Source organism: Hydrogenoanaerobacterium sp., assembly GCF_032017025.1.
Taxonomy (GTDB): Bacteria; Bacillota; Clostridia; order Oscillospirales; family Ruminococcaceae; genus Hydrogenoanaerobacterium.
The window spans coordinates 100,660-117,455 of the sequence record NZ_DALZQO010000005.1 but is presented as its reverse complement, the minus strand read 5'-3'; the positions used below and the strand labels follow the sequence as shown (position 1 = coordinate 117,455).

Sequence of the window (16,796 nt, the reverse complement as noted above, 5' to 3'; positions counted from 1 at the left end):
TCCGGCTTTGTAGTTTGCTATTCCTGCTCTTCCACCGTCACCAGCACGGTATCGCCCGCCTGCTTGCCTATTTTTGTACGAATCTCCTTGCGGATACCGATAATATGGCAGGGTGTTCCCATTCTTACTATGCTGCCATCATAAGGCTCTCCGTCGAAGGTGGCATGCACCTTCACCCGTCCCTTACCGAACACAGCCTTTACATCAAACGGTATTTCCACGTATGCACCGTCAATATCGGGCACTTTCTTAATCTCGGCTGCAAATTCGTACTTCATCCTACCCACTCCAAACTGTTTTTTCTCTGTTAGTTTGCGAGGTGCCATCTTTGTTATTCATACCTTGTCTGCTCAGTCCTGAATCTTCTTTAAAATTTTAACAATTACGGTTGTGCCGGCGCCCTCTTCGCTTTCAATCGAAATTCCACTGAGGTAGTTGAACGACAGCATCATACGGGTATTAATGTTTTTTAGCCCAAAGCCTTTTTTGCTTTCGTGGTTAAGAATCGCATCAATGCGGTCGGCGGGCACTCCCACACCGTTATCTTGCGTGCGGATATAGATATAATCATCCTGCTCCGTAACCGTAATCGAAATAGAGCCAGCCTTGTCTTCACGCGCTTGTATGCCATGCAAAATCGCGTTTTCTACAATCGGCTGCAAGGTAATTTTAGGGATGCTGTAATCCTTCAGATATTCAGGGCAATCGATGGTAAAATCAATTGCATTCTGCAGGCGGTAGTTCTGGATGCTCATATACAGCGACACGTGGTACAACTCATCGCGAATAGAGATGACGCTGTCACCTCTGCTGAGGCTCAACTTATAAAATGCAGAGAGTGCCTTAATGATTTTGCGGATTTCAGCACCTTTATCCTCATAAGACATCCAGTTGATCATATCCAGCGTATTGTAAAGGAAGTGTGGGTTGATCTGCGCCTGCAATGCTTTAAGCTCGGCGTTTTTCAGCTCCTGACCGGACTGATACTGCTCCACTACCATCTTAGAGATACGCCCTACCATATAGTTGTAGCTTTCGGCAAGCTCGCCAATCTCATCCTTGCTATCCTTCTCATCGGTGTACTCCTCAAACACGTTTTCCGTCACCATGGTCATCTTCTGCGAAAGATGGTGTAGGCGTTTTGCAATGTTCACCGCAATAAAGATGGACAGTGCCACTGCAACAATCGCAATAACCGACAGGAACACTGTCATAAAGTTGTTGATTTCGATAATTTCACGGAATACACATGTGGCCGGAATAATGGTGATTACCGTCCAGTCGGTGCGGTTGATGGGTTTGGAACGCACATACACCTTTTCGCCCGACAGGTTGGTGACGGTCCAGTCGTTTGCCTTTGAGATGCTGTCCATCATCGACATACTGATGCGGTACTTATCAATCATCTCATCTTCAGTGGTGATTACAATACGGTAATCGCGGTTTTGAATGTAGGTGAAGCTGCCGTCGATGGAATTCGCATTGGTTAAAATGTTTTTGATGTTGGATTCGAGGAAATCGATGCGCAGGTAGCCGATGGTATTAAGGTAATTATCGGTACCCGAAATGCGCCGCACCACCGACAAAACATTCTGGTTGTTGATTTCACCCACACGCGGTTGGTAATACTCCGGCGGCACCATAAATACATTGCCATCTGCACCGGGCAGCTGCTGGTACCAGTGGGTTTTGCGCGCACTGGAAAACGAAGCGATGTCGCCGTCTACATCCGAATGTACCACCTCGTCGCGAACGTATAGGCAAACGTTGTGGATATCCTGCACGTTGCGAAACGAGTTGAGATAACTGCGCATCTTATTGATATCCTCATATTGTTCCTCCAGCGGATAGTCACTCAAGGGTTTTTCAAGCACTTCTTTGACAGTTCCATTCACCGCAATCTGCTCAGAGATATCGATAATCTTGTTGATTTTGTAAGATACAAAATCGGTGGTCTGTGCAAACACCTGTGTGGCGGAGAAGATGATGCGTTCCTCCAGCACCTGCGATATTTTGCCGAACGTTACAACGTTCTGCACTACCAGCGGTACAATAATCAGCACCAGAAAGGAGAGAATCAGTTTATATTTCAGCTGCATATCGCGAAAAAATATTTTAAACAGGTTAAATCGCCGCACAGCAGTTCCTCCCCCTTTCCACGACCTGCGGCCGCTTTTAGATAATATACTTCTTGCGGTATTCGCTCGGCGAGCAATCTACCATCTTTTTAAATACCTTTGCAAAATAATCCGAGTCGTTGTAGCCGCATCGTTTTGCAATCTCGCCAATTTTCACCTTGCCGTCCTTGAGCAGCTCCTTTGCTTTCTCCACCCGCACATCGGTGATGTAGCCGTTGATGGTCTTACCGGTTTGTGCTTTGAACAGCACACACAGATAGGCCGGCGACATCCCGATTTCATCGCTGATTTCTTCGATGGATAGAGCAGAATTGTGATAGTTGAACGAAATATACTTCTGAATTTTCAGCGCAATGGCATCATTGTTGTTTTGGTCGCGCAATTCAGAAAAATAGCGGTTAATCTTACCAATGAGGTAACGCGAAAGCTCGCTGAGGCTCTCGGTAGAGGCAACCACATTCCACACAAGGTCGCTTTCACCGCTTTGCTCCGTCTGTCCCGTAAACTGCCCCACCGCATATTTATCCACCACACAAAGCAAGCGGTAGTACTCGTTTTTAATGGTAATGATTTGCGTATCGGTGCACAGCATAATCTGGGCTGTCAATGTGCTTACAAACTCTACAGCCTGGCTCTGCATGCCCTTTTCAATCAGCTCGGTAAAGCTCTCGGTGAGGTCGCTTTCAAAATGATAGGCTGCAGCGGGTTCTTCGCCGCGGTAATAGTCGACAGGGATTCCCTTTTTAAAGAAAAGCTTTTGCAATACCACCGCCGCGCTGATGTAGGAGTGAATGATTTGATCGATACCCGAAACCACACTGCCGATTGCAATCGAAATCGGGTTTACCTCGCTTTCACGAATGTAAATCTGCTCGGCAAAGCTGACCATGCGTTCAGCCGAAAGCTTATGCCGCTCACTGTGCGGAGTAAAAAGGTGCAATACAATTTGGTTGTTGCCACGGTATGCCCACAGGGCACGTTCTTCCAGGCTGCCCAGCACTTCGTTAAGCACCTTATATACATGTTCACGAATATTCTCGGTCTCTTTGGGCGTCATAGCACTTCCGTTTTGAATTTTGATGAGCAGCGTGACAAAACTCCCATCCAGGGGAATGTCCATATCCATCAGCGAAATCTTTTCCTCAATCTCTTCCATCGGGGTCTCGTGTTTTATCAACAGCAAGGCAAGCTGATTGTTGAAAAGGCTGCGGCTTTCTTCCAGCACCTTATCCATGCGGTTTGAAATATTCTCGCGGCTAATGTGGCGCTGCAGCTCATCCACTGCGTTTTTGATCGCGGCTTCCAGCTCGTCAATATCAATCGGCTTTTCCACATAGCTTACCGCTTTTAGCTTAATCGCTTTAATAAAGTACTCCTTGTCGCTGTACGCGCTCATAAAAATAAGCACACAATCGGGGTTCAGCTTTTTAAGCTCATTGGCAAAGGTGATTCCATCCATGCGCGGCATTTTAATATCAGAAAGAACAATGTCGGGGCAAAAGCTTTTGGCAAGCTCCAAAGCATTTACGCCGTCATCTGCCTGCGAAATCTCGGTGATTCCGTACTTTTCAAAGGGGACATGCTTGATGATTCCGCTTCGTGTGATTGCTTCGTCATCTACAATCAGAAGTTTATACATCCTCATTCCCCTCCATTTTCCTGCAGATATTTGGCAAGCTGACTCCGCCCGTTTTTCATATATTCGAAAAAGCCTGCCGAGCTTAGCTCGTTTTTGCTTTTTTCTATTGTAAGTACAATGTCGTCAAATGCGCCCAGTGTCAGCGGATAAATATAACGTATGTTGACACGCTCCTTATCTATCAGCCCGATGGTATTCGCATCGGGGTCGATGGAAAAGCTGCCAAAGCCGCGCAGCTTGCTTTCGCTGCTTTGATAGCGCTTCAGAAGCTCAAGCCCGTCTGCCCGCTGCAGACGGTTTTCCAATGCAAACTCTTCGGTAAACTGCCACAACCGGTTGTTCCCGGCGGGGTAACGGCCGGCATGCTCGGTTGGAATATATTTTCCGTCCTCCAGCTGATAATGGTAGCCCTCCACGCCGTAGTTCAGCAGACGGTACACCTTTTCGTTGGTAGAAAGCTGCTCTATAAACGCAAGGCTTTTTGCAGCATTGTGCGAACCGCCCACAACCGCAAATCCGCTTAAGGGCTCGTAATCGCACCATGCTGCGCGCTCCCCCGAAATATCAAAGATGCGGGGATTGTATCGCGGCAAGGAATTGTCAATGTAACTTTGCAGCTGCATTGCCTCTTCAATACGGCAGATGTAGATAGCAGAGCGCCCCTGTATAAAGCTGTCTTCGGCAACAGGCTTGCGAGCGGCCGCGTTTTCGGGTATAAGATCATCACCCCGCCAGCGCTGTACCATCCGCAGATACTGCGCAAAGCCCTCGTATTCGGGCAGCCACACAATCTCTGGCTTTTTGCCGCTGAAGTCAAGCGCCAGCAGCGAGGAGTCAATCATCTGCAGGGAACGTGGCTGCAAATATACCGCCTGCAGCAGCTCATGCCCCACACTGCCCACATCATAGGGCATTATGTCCTCGTTATCCCGTATCTGACGCAAAAAGTGCTCCAGCTCATCAACATCGGTAAGCGACTCAACACCGTATCTTTCCATCAAATCGCCGCGCGCAAGCACAACGTATTCTCCGCTTCTTTCCACCGTGGAGGGTACCATATACAGGCGTGAATGGTATTTCAATTGCTCCAGCAGCCGGGGGCTTAGCTTTTCATAGGTTTTGGGTGCGCAAAGCTTCATCATGTTTTCGGTTATAGGCATATATGCCTGACGTGACGCCCAAATTTTATAGTCGTAAAAAACATTGGCGTCAATCAAATTGACATTGTGCTCCCCTGCAAAAATGGCGGTATAGCTTTCTGTCGCAGTCGACTTTTCAATAAAATCCACCTTAATCTCTGCCCCGATCTCTTTGCGCAAAATCACATTAACCTGCTCTTGCACCGCATCAAAATCCGGATATTTTTTACCCACCACACAAATTTTAAGCTGTACCACATCCTTGGGGCTTACGGATGGATTTGGCTCGGGAATGGTGCTGATGATGCTCTGCTCGTCCTTGTACATGGCAGAAAAAAAGAACACCACTAAAAAAGCCACTGTTAAAAGCAGCAACAGTCTTTTTATCAGTTTCATCTTTTTCATAGGTTCCTCCGCGGCAAAAGCCATCACATTTCTAGCTTTATTTTACCATAAAGGGGGGGCAAATACTACATGCACAAAATCCCTCCCTGCTGTGCAGAGGGGGATTTTGCGCTTTAGAATGAATCTTTCAAAAGGATTTTAAAAGGTGTTTTTCACTTAATTGCTGCTACTTATTTGATTTCAGCGAGGTTCTCTTTGGTAGCAACAGTTACGCCTGTGTCAACGTCTTTCGGCTCAATGGTCTCGCCTTTTGCAAGCTTAGCAGCTGCTTTCAGGCCTTCGTTACCCATAACGTACGGGTTCTGAACCATAGAAGCTTTTACTGCGCCTTTTTCGATGAGTGCTTTTGTATCGTCAGAGAAGTCGAAGCCAACAATCTGGATGCTGTCGGATTTGCCAGCCTGATCGACTGCGTTTGCACAACCAACAGTAGCGCCCTCATTGGTAGCATAGAAGCCGACAATGTCAGGGAATTTGGTCATAAAGTCGGTGGTGTAGTTCAGAGCTTTCTGTTTGTCACCATCCGAGTACTGAATGCCGACAACCTGCATATCGGGGTAATCTTTTGCAATTTTGTCTGTAAATGCTTTCTCACGGGTCATGGTTGTAGCAGAGCCAGCCTGTGCGTTGATGATTGCGATCTGGCCTTTTTTGCCAACCAGCTCAGCGAGCTTATCAGCAGCAAGCTCAGCAGCAGCAGCGTTGTTTGTAGAGAAGAATGCATCATAGCTCTCTGTGTTTACAGCAGAGTCGATGAGGATAACAGGAATGCCTGCCTCTTTTGCTTTCTCAACAGCGGGCTTCAGAGCCTCTTTGTCGAGGGGAGCAAGCATAATAGCATCGGATTTATTGGTAATTGCATTCTCAACCAGCTGAGCCTGTACAGTTGCGTCAACCTTGGTCTGAGGAGCGTCAAAGTTCAGTTTGATGTTGCCAAGTTCAGCAGCAGCATCTTCTGCACCTTTTTTAACCTTCAGCCAGTGTTCGTCCATAGAGTCCATGGTGATCAGAGTAATGGTCAATTCTTTTGTTGCTTCACCGGTACCGGATGTAGCTGCGGAAGAACTGGAAGATGCCGGAGCTTTGCCGCAAGCAGCCATTGTAAATGTCAGCAGCAGGGCAAGTGTGAGTGCCAATATTCTTACTGATTTTTTCATTTTCTTTCCTCCATAATTGTTCTCTGTCTTTTTTATTTTAACAGGGGTAAACCTGCCAAATACTTTTTTGAAAAGATACTGTTTCTACTATTATAGTTTAGTCTTTTCTTTTGATTTTATCAAAGAATACAGCGCCGATGATTACAATACCGATAACAATTTTCTGGATAAACGGAGATACACCTACAAGGTTTAGACCGTTTCTCAGTACGCAAATGATAAATGCGCCAATGACTGTACCCATAATGTTACCTTCGCCGCCCATTGTGGATGCACCGCCGATAACAGAGGAGGCAACCGCATCCTGCTCGTAGCCTTCACCGGCAGACGGGGGGGCAGAAATGATACGTGCAGCCATGATAAGACCTGCAACTGCTGCCAGTATACCGCTGAACATATAAACTTTAACCAGCGCACGGTTTGCGTTAATACCCGAAAGCCGTGCTGCGTCAAAGTTGCTGCCCAATGCATAAGTGTAGCGTCCTGTTTTAGTTTTGGCAAGAATAAAGCCAAATACAAGAGCAAAGAAAGTCATAATAAAAATGGGGTTCGGAATACCAAGCGTTTTGCCTACACCGATCTGGTTAAACGCATCGGGAAGGTTACTGATGGGAATACCCTCAGTTATGGTAAGCGCAACACCGCGAACAGCGGTCATGGTGCTAAGGGTTACAATAAAGGGCGGTAGCTTTGCATAGGTGATCAGCGAACCATTGAGAATACCGACCACTGCACCGCTTAAAATACCTGCGGCAATTGCCAACCATACGGGAACACCCGATTTCATCATCATAGCGCAAATAACACCCGAAAGTGCGATGTTAGAACCGATGGAAAGATCGATACCGCCTGTGATGAGGATAAAGGTTTGTCCAATAGCGATGAGCACAATTGGAGCAGCCTGAACCAATACGTTTAACAGGTTGTTAAAGGTTACGAAGTTCGGGTTAAAGATACCAAACACAACAATCAGAATCACCAGTCCGCTTAAAGTGGACAGGAGCTGCTTGGTATTTCTTGAAAGAGAAATTCTTCCCTTTTGTGCTGTAGCATTATCCATTATTTGACATCCTCCATTACATCATACTGTGTTGCATAGTGCAAAATCTCTTCTTGATTGGTCTTTTTGGTTTCTAGGTTTGCTTTCAGCCTGCCGTTACACATAACCAGCACTCTGTCGGACAAGCCCAGCACCTCGGGGAGCTCAGAAGAGACATAAATTACACAGACACCCGCTTGTTTGAGTTCGTTCATAATGTTGTAAATCTCAACCTTAGCTGCAACGTCAATACCCCTTGTGGGTTCGTCAAAAATAATAACATTTGCGTCTTTCACAAGCCATTTGCCCACAACAATTTTTTGCTGGTTGCCGCCCGAGAGGTTTTTCACCTGCTGATGAATGGACGGTGTTTTAATTTTAAGGCTTTCGCGAATGCGCTCTGCAAGCGCTTTTTCTTCACCAATTCTGGTAATACCGTTTTTCGTAACCTTGTCCATATTGGGCAAAGAAATGTTTTCAGCGACGGTCATTTTAATGCACAAGCCGTCTTTCTTACGGTCCTCCGGTGCCAAATACAGCCCGGCCGCAATTGCGTCGCGCGGAGATTTAATCTGTACTTCCTTGCCATTGATGAAAACCTGCCCGCTGGTCTTTTTGTCGGCTCCAAACAGCACTCTTGCAAGCTCAGTACGTCCGGCACCCATCAAACCTGCGAAAGCAATGATCTCACCCTTTCGTGCCTCAAAGCTAACATCCTTTACGCCGCTTGGCGCACTCAGGTTTTTCACTTCGAACACCACATCCCCTACAGGGCATTCCACTCTGGGGAATTTATCTTTAATCTCTCGGCCTACCATATATCCAATAATTTGCTCAAGGTTTGTATCTGCAAAATTCAATGTGGTAATGTAATCGCCGTCTCGCATAATGGTAACACGGTCGACAATGTGCTTCAGCTCTTCCAAACGGTGTGAAATGTAGACGATGCCCTTACCCTGCTCTTTAAGTTTGCGGATAATGACAAACAGATCTTCAATTTCTTTTTCCGTCAGCGCTGAAGTTGGCTCGTCCATGATGATGATGTCCGCATTTACCGACAGTGCCTTACAAATTTCAACCATCTGCTGCTTAGATACCGGCAGCGTACCGACCTTTGTTGTCGGTTTCAAATCCAGATTCAAAGAATCCAAAAGCTCTTTTGCTTTTTTATTAATCACTCTGTCGTTGAGTATACCCATTTTTGTCTCCTCACGTGTGAGGAAAATGTTTTCGGCAACAGTAAGGTGCTTACAAAGGTTCAGCTCCTGATGGATAATTGCAATGCCAAGACGCTCTGCTTCCTTCGGACCTGAAATTGTAACCTCCTGTCCCTTCACCTTAATGGTTCCCTCATCCTTTGTATATACGCCGGAAAGGATCTTCATCAGGGTGGATTTGCCCGCGCCGTTTTCGCCGAGCAATGCGACAACCTCTCCGGGTTTGAGTGTTAGGCTAACGCCTTTGAGCGCCTTAACACCCGGGAAGCTTTTTGTAATGCCGCTTAATTCAACCAGATATTGTTCCATTTCTGCCTCCATTCCACAGACCTCGCATATGACGGCTGTTCTCTGTTGTGTCATTATCATACCATTGAAGGTAGACCCAAGTAACCGTAATTTTATTTGATTCGCCGTAATTTTATTCTAAGTAAATTTTTGACAAAAATACAAAAATATAAAAAGAAGACAAAAAAACTGCTGCAATAATTGTAGACCGCAGCAGATTTTTTCTTTTTATATGATCTCGAACAGCAACGCAGTTGTTTTGGATTCACCCGCAGCCAGATATTCGGCACTGTCGGACTGCAGAAATTCGCTGCGCCCTACAGGGAAGCAGTTGCCGGGCTCCAGCCCGAGCACATAGTCTCCGCAGCCGAACATACTCCACTGCGTCATGCAGGGCAGTGCTTCTTGGCTCCAGCTGAGCCGCACGCCAAAGTCGTGGGAGCAAAGCTCTGCACTCTGCACACCGCTGTGAAAATAAACCTGTTCAGCAAAGCCCGACCGGGGCGGCTGAATGGTCTTCATCTCAGCAAATCCCGCCTGCGCTGCGGCATCCCGCGGGGTGCTCACCTGCGCATCGAACTTTAGCACCGCGTTTTCGTTGAGCAAGGGGTAGCCAAAGTTGCAGTGGTACATCAGCATCAGGGGCATCGGTTCAAACGCTTGGTTGATAATGGTGTCTGTCAACTCAATTTTGTTTTGCCTGCTGTAGGTGCGAATGGTTCTGTACACTTCAAAGTTCTCACCAAATATTTCCGCTTGGCGAATGACACCGCTGACCTCCAGCACTTCATCCCCTTCTGCTGCAGAGCGGCTTAGGCTTACCTGCTCTGCACTCAAAGAGGAATAGCGCCCATGAGTACCATAGATTTCGCCGTTTTCTTCGCTGCCGGGGCCTACATTGCTCAGCCCGCAGGTGGTGACCAGCCCTGCGCCGAAGGCGTGCTGCCACTCCTTGCCGCCGTTTTGAAAGTACACCGCAGAGGAGAAGCCGCATTTGCTGATCTGCGCCAGCGACTGCCCCTTGTAGCTGGCATAGCCGATATCCATGCCCCTGCCGAGCAAAATGGTAAAGCGGAGGCCGGTTTCGTTGTAAACCTCAACCGCATCCAGCCCTCTTAACGCTCCTTCGGTGTAGGTAAATCGATAAAAGCCTGAAAGCTGGCTTTCGTGACCGATGTATGGGTTCATATTACACCTCTTTCTGGGGAGGCAGGCATTCTATCAGCTCAAGCTGTCCGCTTGTTTCGATCCGAAACAGGCCCTTTGCCGCATACGGCAGGAAGAAGTAATCGCCCTTTTTGAGATTCTGCCGGTAGTTTTCATTTTTAATGCAGCCTTCGCCCTCGGTAACAATGTAAACAGAGGGTGCCTGCTTTAGGCATAGGCTCCCGTTTTGAACGCGGTGGCGGTTGACCGAGAAGCACGGGGTGTCCTCCGTGCTGATGAGCGCCTCCGAGGTGACAGAATCGGTCTGGCTCAAGATACGGGGTGTTTTTCTGCCAAGCTGCTCTGCTTTGTCACCGTAGATGGTATAGTCAAAGCATTTGAGTGCTGTCTCTTGAGAAAGACCAAGGTATTTTTCGTAGTCGCTCAAGTGGTAATCTCCGCACCATGCCTCAGGCTGAACGGTAAAATCGGTAGGCTCCTGAATCTCAAGGATCAGGCAGCCGTAGCCAATGGCATGTACCACTTTAGCAGGCACAAAAAACACATCGCCCTTATGGACGGGAACTTCATTAAGCAGCTCTTCCATCGCGCCCTTGTCGGTTTCACTGCGCTCAATTGCGGACAGAAACTCCTCTTCGGTTACTTCATTTTTGTATCCGAAGTAGATTCTGGCGTTTTCGCGTGTGGCGAGAATCAGCCATGATTCGGCCTTGCCGTAATCGGAGGAAAAATGTTTTTGTGAGAACGCCTTGTCGGGGTGTGCCTGAATGGGCAGACGAATTGCGCTGTCCAACGCCTTTACAAGAATACCAAAACTCTCGCGGTCGCCAAGCAAGCTGGCACGCTCTGCCTTCATCAAATCATCGAAGTATACGTCGGTACCCCGAATGCGGCTCACGCCTTCACGCGGGTCACTGCTGTTCTGGTTCAGTGCCTTTACGTCAGAAGCAATCCATTCCTCGGGGTAGTTGCCGTCGACAGCTTCGTCCCCGAAAAAATCGTGGAACAGCTTACCGCCTTGATAAACGCGGAACACCCGATTGCGCTCAAAAAAGATGGGGTTTTCCGCAAGCTTTTTATAATCATTCTGGTTCACAGTGTTTCACCTCATTGATATTTTATAATCTGCTGGGCATCGGTGAGTGCAGGGTAACATCCAACACCAACCATTGCAAACAGCGCTGCGCCGTACGCAGCCTCTTCGGTGTGTACGGGAATCTGCACCGGCATGCCAAAGCGTTCAGCAAACATCTGCTGCAGCACCTTGTTTTGACGAATGCCATTGCCCGAGCCAACCAAAACATTTGATTTCTCCGCTTCTTGCCCCACCGAACCCCGATACATGGTGTAAAGCTCATTTACGATGCCCTCTAAAACACCTGCGGTGATATGCTGCGGGGTAAAGTTATCGATGCCGATGTTCGAAATACTGCCGCGTTCATCGGGGTTATCGCGTGTTCCGCTGAATTTGGTAGAGACCTCCAGCTTGCCTGCAAGGTCTTGATATCCCTCGGCAAGCCTGCCCATCACCGCATACAGATCATCGCATTTACAGCCTGCATGTTGAATCAGCTCGGCAAAAAAGTTTTTTAGAATTGCATACGCTCTGCCGCCGCATAGCGAGGAACCCACCAGCAAAAACTCGCCGGTACCGCAGGGGCGGGTCTCCATAGAGGGGGTGGTTACTAGCTTGCCGGCCAGATAAGAGATCTGGCTGCCGGTGCCCACATTTACCAGAATGCTCTGCTGCATGTCGCGCACCGAACCGATAAAGCTCGCTTGGTTGTCACCGATGGATACCGCTACGGGAATTCCGTCTGTGGTTCTGCCCATCAAGTCGAAGCCGTCGGTAACGTTGGGGAACATCAAAAAATCCATTCCCTCTTTTTCAATGGCGGCACGGTCAAAGCAGGCATTCTCCAAATCGAACAGCCCAAGGCTCGCGGCGTTGGTGGTGTGTACCAGCGGCAAGGTGCGCCCCGAAAGGCGCATTGCAATAAAATCGGGTATGGTACAGAACCGCCTTGCGGCTTGCGGTACATCACCCGTCTGCACATTGCAAAAATGGGTAACCGAGCCAAAGCCGGTGGCAAGCTTGTAGCCTGTGCTACGCGAAAGGTACGCGGCATAGCTTTCGCCGCTGCGGTATTCGCGGTCTCCCCTGCCATCCTGCCAGATGTACAGGGGGCTTACCGCGCAGCCTTTTTCATCCACATACAAAATGCCATGCATCTGCCCTGTTACACCGATAGCACCGATGGGTGCAAAGCCTTTTGCCAGCTCACCGATGAGCTGCTCGCACTTTGCCAAAATTACTGCGGGGTCTTGCAGCTTCTCCCATACCTTTGTAGCCGCAATGAACGCATCGTTTTCGAGCGTGCGGGAGGTTAGCACCTCCCCGCTCGCCGAATCGATCACCGACGCACAAACGGTGGTGGTTCCAATATCAATTCCGATGACTCGCATATCATTTTCTCCTTTACATCGAGGTCGACTCCAAATCCAGACGTTTGATGATATCGTTTTGGATTGCGGGCGAAAGATCGAGGAAGTTTACAAATGTTCCGTGGATTCTCATGATATAAACACCGCTTGGAGCATACTTTTTGGGGTTCTCCATCACTTTGCGGAGAATTTCGGGGGTTGTAACATTGACATACAGGTAGAACGGCGCCAGCTGATTGTTCGCTGCGTTGAAGAACAGCGGTGCAATTACACGGTTCTTAAACTCAATGCCCTTCTCCTCGTAGGTTTTTGTTTTGAAGTATTTGGGGTCAATACCAAAGTGGGAAGCATAGCCGCCGTTCATTTTGCCAAACGGCAGGCGCATATTTGAGAGGGTACGGAAGCCCAAACCGGACTGTGCGTCACCATAGAACGGATCGATGCCGTAGCCCAGCATTTCGCGCGCATTTCGCCCGTCGGGGGTTGCGCCCACCCAGTAGCCGTAAAGCAGATGGGTGGAAGGGGTTGCATAGTCGGGGCGGAATGGGTTACCCAAGTAGTTTTTCTGCGATGAAATGAGGTCGGAAACCTTGTTCGCAATCTCAGCCGTTTCAAGGTCGACACCCTCGATATTGTTGCCGTATTTGGGGCAGGTGAGCAGGTACTGGCGCAGCTCCTCATCGCCCTCAAAGTTGTTCTTTATTGCATCAAGCAGGCGCTGTGCATCCTGCGGACGCTCTGCAAGCAGACGATCGATTGCAGTAAACGAATCTGCAACGATGGAAAGCCCGTGGATAAGGCAGCCGCTGCCGTTGTATTTGGTACCCTGATGCTCGGTATCGCGCATGTCGTAGCCGCTTTCAATTCCGCCCATCAGCGTGCTGAGGAACGGCACAGGCAGCAGCGAAACCGCTCTGGAAGCGTTGTTTGCCGCCTCCACCATCTTCTTCACATAAAAATCGAGGTTTTCATAGAACAAGGTGCGGATGTTTTTGAGCAGCGATGCGGGGTCTGCCATTTTGTGCACCGAGCCAATTTCAGCACCTGTAATGCTCGATACACCACCTGTCAATGTCAGCTCCAAAATCTTGGCAAGGTTCAACCAGCTGTTGGTGGTGTTGCCGTTGTCGCGTCCCATAATCAGCGGCTCCTGACAGCCTGCAATCGCGTAATCCTCGAGGTCGCAATCCTCAACACCGCTTGCACGCAGCACCTCGAACATTGAATCATCGTTGAACAGCGAGGGGGTGAGGCAGCCGGGAGTAAAGAAGAATCTGCCCATTTCGGCATACAGCTCAGCCGGTGTGTTCTTGTGTAGCTTTACCGAAAGGATGGGCTGCGGCAGGTTCATATCGTAGTAAGCGTCAAACAACGCGTAGGTGGTGGGGTTGGTGAGATCTGTACCGTCGTTCGCCTTGCCGCCTGCAATTAGGTTTTGTGAAATTGCCCAGCTGCGGTCGCCTACATTGTAGAATACCAGCAGATGTTTGAGCAGTGCGGCAGCGGTGCCGCGGTCGAGATCCTCCTTAGCGCGGTAAGGCTCAAAAATACGGTCTGCATTGCCCACCGAAAACGCAAATGGGTTGGGCGACTGCTCCATGCACATAACCTGCCACAGCAGAATAAAGCTCTGGATTGCCTCGTACAGGTTGCTTGCTCCGCTTGCGGGTACGCGGCGCAGGGTATCTGCCAAAAGTTTAAGCTCGGCCTTGCGGGCTTCACCTGCGGTTTGCGCCAATGCATCGGCACAATCGGCATAGCGCTGTGCCAGAATCAGAACCGATTCAAGTGCAATGCGCATCGCCCGATAGTTGGTGCGGCGGGTTTCGTCGGTAACGGTTTTGAGTTTTTCGTCAACCTCGGCAATCAGAGCGTTAACGCCGTGTGCCAGCGCGGGGCGGAAATCGGCGATGACATGACCGGTGACCTGCTCAATAAAGAATGCAACCTCACCTGTATACTGGCGCACCGGGGTGTAGGTGTTGTCGAGTGCTTTTACATAATCGCTCTTTTTATCATAGGCACGCATTTCTTCAATTTTTTCGCGGGTGATTTCTTCGTTTGGCTCAATATCGCCAAATACAGCGGTGGGGTCGCAGTAGCCTGCGAACGATTCCACCTCGAAGGAGGGGTTGATGAGCGCATAGCTGCGTGCGAAAGAGTCGCTCTGCGTGCCCGCAAAAATTGCATGCTCGCTGATGCTGATGGGCAGCGCCTTGGCAACCTCACGCAGTAATTCGGCAGATTTCAGCTCACGCGGGCAATCGGCATATTTTTCGGCGCAGTTTTTCTGAATCTCTTTGATATAAAACCAGCCATCCAGGCGTTTTTTGGCACGTTCCTCTACAAACAGATCCTTTGCTTTTTGGGTAATTTTTTCGGGTGTGTAAATGTTTTTAATGCTCATATCCTGTTTCCTCCTTTAGGTACGAACTACATGGTAGCCGTTGGATTTCAGTTTATCTTCAAATGCTTTTACGGTATCCGCGTTGACATGTGCGTCTTTCATCTCGTAGGTAAGCCCGCACTGCTCCCATTTATCCTTACCATATTCATGGTAGCTTAATATCTCAAAGGTGGCGTTTTCGCTGTTATGCCCCTGCAGACAAGCTAAAAACCCGTCTATATCCTCGGGCGAAGCGTTGAAGCCGTTGATGAGAGGGATGCGCACACTCATCTGCTTGCCCGATTCCAGTGCCTTAATCAGGTTTTTTTTGTTCTGCTCGCAGGTAACGCCGGTAAACTTTTTGTGTTTTTCATTGTCGTAATGCTTAAAATCCATAATCAGGTAATCGATGACGGGGAACAGCTCGCTGAAGCGCGGGTGAGACGCATTGCTCTCAATAGCGGTATGGATACCCGCCTGTTTGAGCTTGGTAAGCAGCTCTTTTACCGCTTCAAACTGCAGGGTAACCTCACCTCCGGTGAGTGTAACGCCGCCGTTTTCAAAAAACATCGGTGCGCTGCGCTTTGCCTCCTCCACCAGCTCGTCTACCTCGTAGGTTTCGCATTTGTTTACCAGCGAGGTGTTTTTGTTTACGGTCACGCAGTCGCGTGTGGTACAGGTTTTGCAAAAAGAACGGTCGAGTTTACCGTCTTTAATTGCGCCGTAAGGGCATATTTCAGGGCGCAGGTGGTCACTCAGCACCATCAGCGGCGCAGCCACAGGTATTCCTTCGGGGTTTGAGCACCATTTGCAGCGCATATTGCAGCCCTGCAGGTGGTAAACCAGACGGTTGCCGGGGCCGTCCTGCGAGTAGTTAAACCCCTTTTGAAATACATTAATTACCATAATAAAAGCCCTCCTATTTGACAAGGTGGTTGTTTTGTGCTATTAATTAGTTCAAGCTTTGAACTATTATACCTGAATTGTACTATGGCGCGAAGAAAAATGCAATATGTTTTTGAAAAAAACCAAGAGATATTTACATCATGTTCATAACAACGTACAATAGAATTGTTTGAGATCACAGAAAAGAGGAGTTCCTCATGAAAAATAATGCTTCCAATGTGAGCACGCTGAAAAACGATAACCGTGCGCTGATCTTCAGCCTGCTCAGAAAACAGCCCATGTCGCGGGCACAGCTTTCGGCGCAGACGAGCCTGACAAAATCGGCCGTTACTATGATTACAGGCACCCTGATACAGGAAGGGCAGCTCATAGAGGTTGGAACCAGCGATACTCAAAAAGGGCGAAAACCCATTTTGCTCGATATTGTCAAAGATTACCGCTACGCGGTGGGGGTGTCGCTGCACAGAAAGAGGCTGATTGTTTCAATCACCGACCTCGGCTCTGAGCTGATTGATTCGACTGAAAGCCACACCGAAAACTACCAAGACAGCAGTGCTGCACTGGCATGGATCAGCAGCACAATCCGCTTGTTGCTGAGTAAAAACAAAATTCCCTACGACCGTGTCATCGGCATCGGCATCAGCAGCCCCGGCCCGCTGGATTATCAGTCGGGCACCATTTTAATGCCCCCCAACTTCAGCCTGTTCCACAATGTTGCTATTGTAAGCCGCCTGAAGGAGGAATTTGACCTGCCTGTGCTGCTGGAGAATAACTCGGTGCTATTTGCCATCACCGAATACTTCCGTGGCTCAATGGGGGATTACCGCAACTCGATGTTTGTCACTATCTCCGACGGCATAGGTTCATGCG

The 16,796-nt window shown here is 48.8% G+C and carries 13 protein-coding genes; 1 reads left to right on the top strand and 12 read right to left on the bottom strand.

Annotated elements, in window-relative coordinates:
* Positions 1–17: 17 nt before the first annotated feature.
* The 12 genes from RTV33_RS05035 to RTV33_RS04980 all read right to left on the bottom strand — a co-directional run bounded on the left by RTV33_RS05035 (position 18) and on the right by RTV33_RS04980 (position 15,926).
* Positions 18–278 carry a DUF1905 domain-containing protein gene (locus RTV33_RS05035; protein ID WP_312642196.1) on the bottom strand — a complete coding sequence of 87 codons (261 nt, stop codon included), beginning with the start codon at positions 276–278 and terminating at the stop codon, positions 18–20.
* Positions 279–350: 72 nt separating this feature from the next.
* Complete coding sequence (locus tag RTV33_RS05030) at positions 351–2,138, bottom strand: sensor histidine kinase (RefSeq protein WP_312642195.1); 1,788 nt, start codon at positions 2,136–2,138, stop codon at positions 351–353.
* A gap of 37 nt (positions 2,139–2,175) precedes the next feature.
* Entirely contained in the window at positions 2,176–3,777 is a 1,602-nt protein-coding gene (locus RTV33_RS05025; RefSeq protein WP_312642194.1) for a response regulator, read from the bottom strand.
* A gap of 2 nt (positions 3,778–3,779) precedes the next feature.
* Positions 3,780–5,321, bottom strand: a complete 1,542-nt coding sequence (locus tag RTV33_RS05020; RefSeq protein ID WP_312642193.1) for a hypothetical protein — start codon at positions 5,319–5,321, stop codon at positions 3,780–3,782.
* A 170-nt stretch (positions 5,322–5,491) separates the two neighbouring features.
* Complete coding sequence (locus tag RTV33_RS05015) at positions 5,492–6,478, bottom strand: ABC transporter substrate-binding protein (RefSeq protein ID WP_312642192.1); 987 nt, start codon at positions 6,476–6,478, stop codon at positions 5,492–5,494.
* Positions 6,479–6,575: 97 nt separating this feature from the next.
* Positions 6,576–7,538: an ABC transporter permease gene (locus RTV33_RS05010; RefSeq protein WP_312642191.1), complete on the bottom strand. Its 963-nt coding sequence runs from the start codon at positions 7,536–7,538 to the stop codon at positions 6,576–6,578.
* A complete protein-coding gene (locus RTV33_RS05005) occupies positions 7,538–9,043 on the bottom strand; it encodes a sugar ABC transporter ATP-binding protein (protein WP_312642190.1) in 1,506 nt (501 codons plus the stop codon). Before RTV33_RS05005 ends, RTV33_RS05010 begins: the two co-directional genes overlap by 1 nt.
* Positions 9,044–9,250: 207 nt before the next feature.
* Complete coding sequence (locus tag RTV33_RS05000; protein ID WP_312642188.1) at positions 9,251–10,210, bottom strand: aldose 1-epimerase family protein; 960 nt, start codon at positions 10,208–10,210, stop codon at positions 9,251–9,253.
* A gap of 1 nt (position 10,211) precedes the next feature.
* Entirely contained in the window at positions 10,212–11,285 is a 1,074-nt protein-coding gene (locus RTV33_RS04995) for a class I mannose-6-phosphate isomerase (RefSeq protein WP_312642186.1), read from the bottom strand.
* 11 nt (positions 11,286–11,296) lie between these two features.
* A complete protein-coding gene (locus RTV33_RS04990; RefSeq protein ID WP_312642184.1) occupies positions 11,297–12,655 on the bottom strand; it encodes an FGGY family carbohydrate kinase in 1,359 nt (452 codons plus the stop codon).
* 13 nt (positions 12,656–12,668) lie between these two features.
* Entirely contained in the window at positions 12,669–15,041 is a 2,373-nt protein-coding gene (locus tag RTV33_RS04985; protein WP_312642182.1) for a pyruvate formate lyase family protein, read from the bottom strand.
* Positions 15,042–15,056: 15 nt separating this feature from the next.
* Positions 15,057–15,926 carry a glycyl-radical enzyme activating protein gene (locus tag RTV33_RS04980; protein ID WP_312642180.1) on the bottom strand — a complete coding sequence of 290 codons (870 nt, stop codon included), beginning with the start codon at positions 15,924–15,926 and terminating at the stop codon, positions 15,057–15,059.
* A 197-nt stretch (positions 15,927–16,123) separates the two neighbouring features.
* Here RTV33_RS04980 and RTV33_RS04975 point away from each other — a divergent pair.
* Positions 16,124–16,796, top strand: a 673-nt coding sequence (locus RTV33_RS04975; RefSeq protein ID WP_312642179.1) for an ROK family transcriptional regulator, incomplete at its 3' end; no start/stop codon positions are given.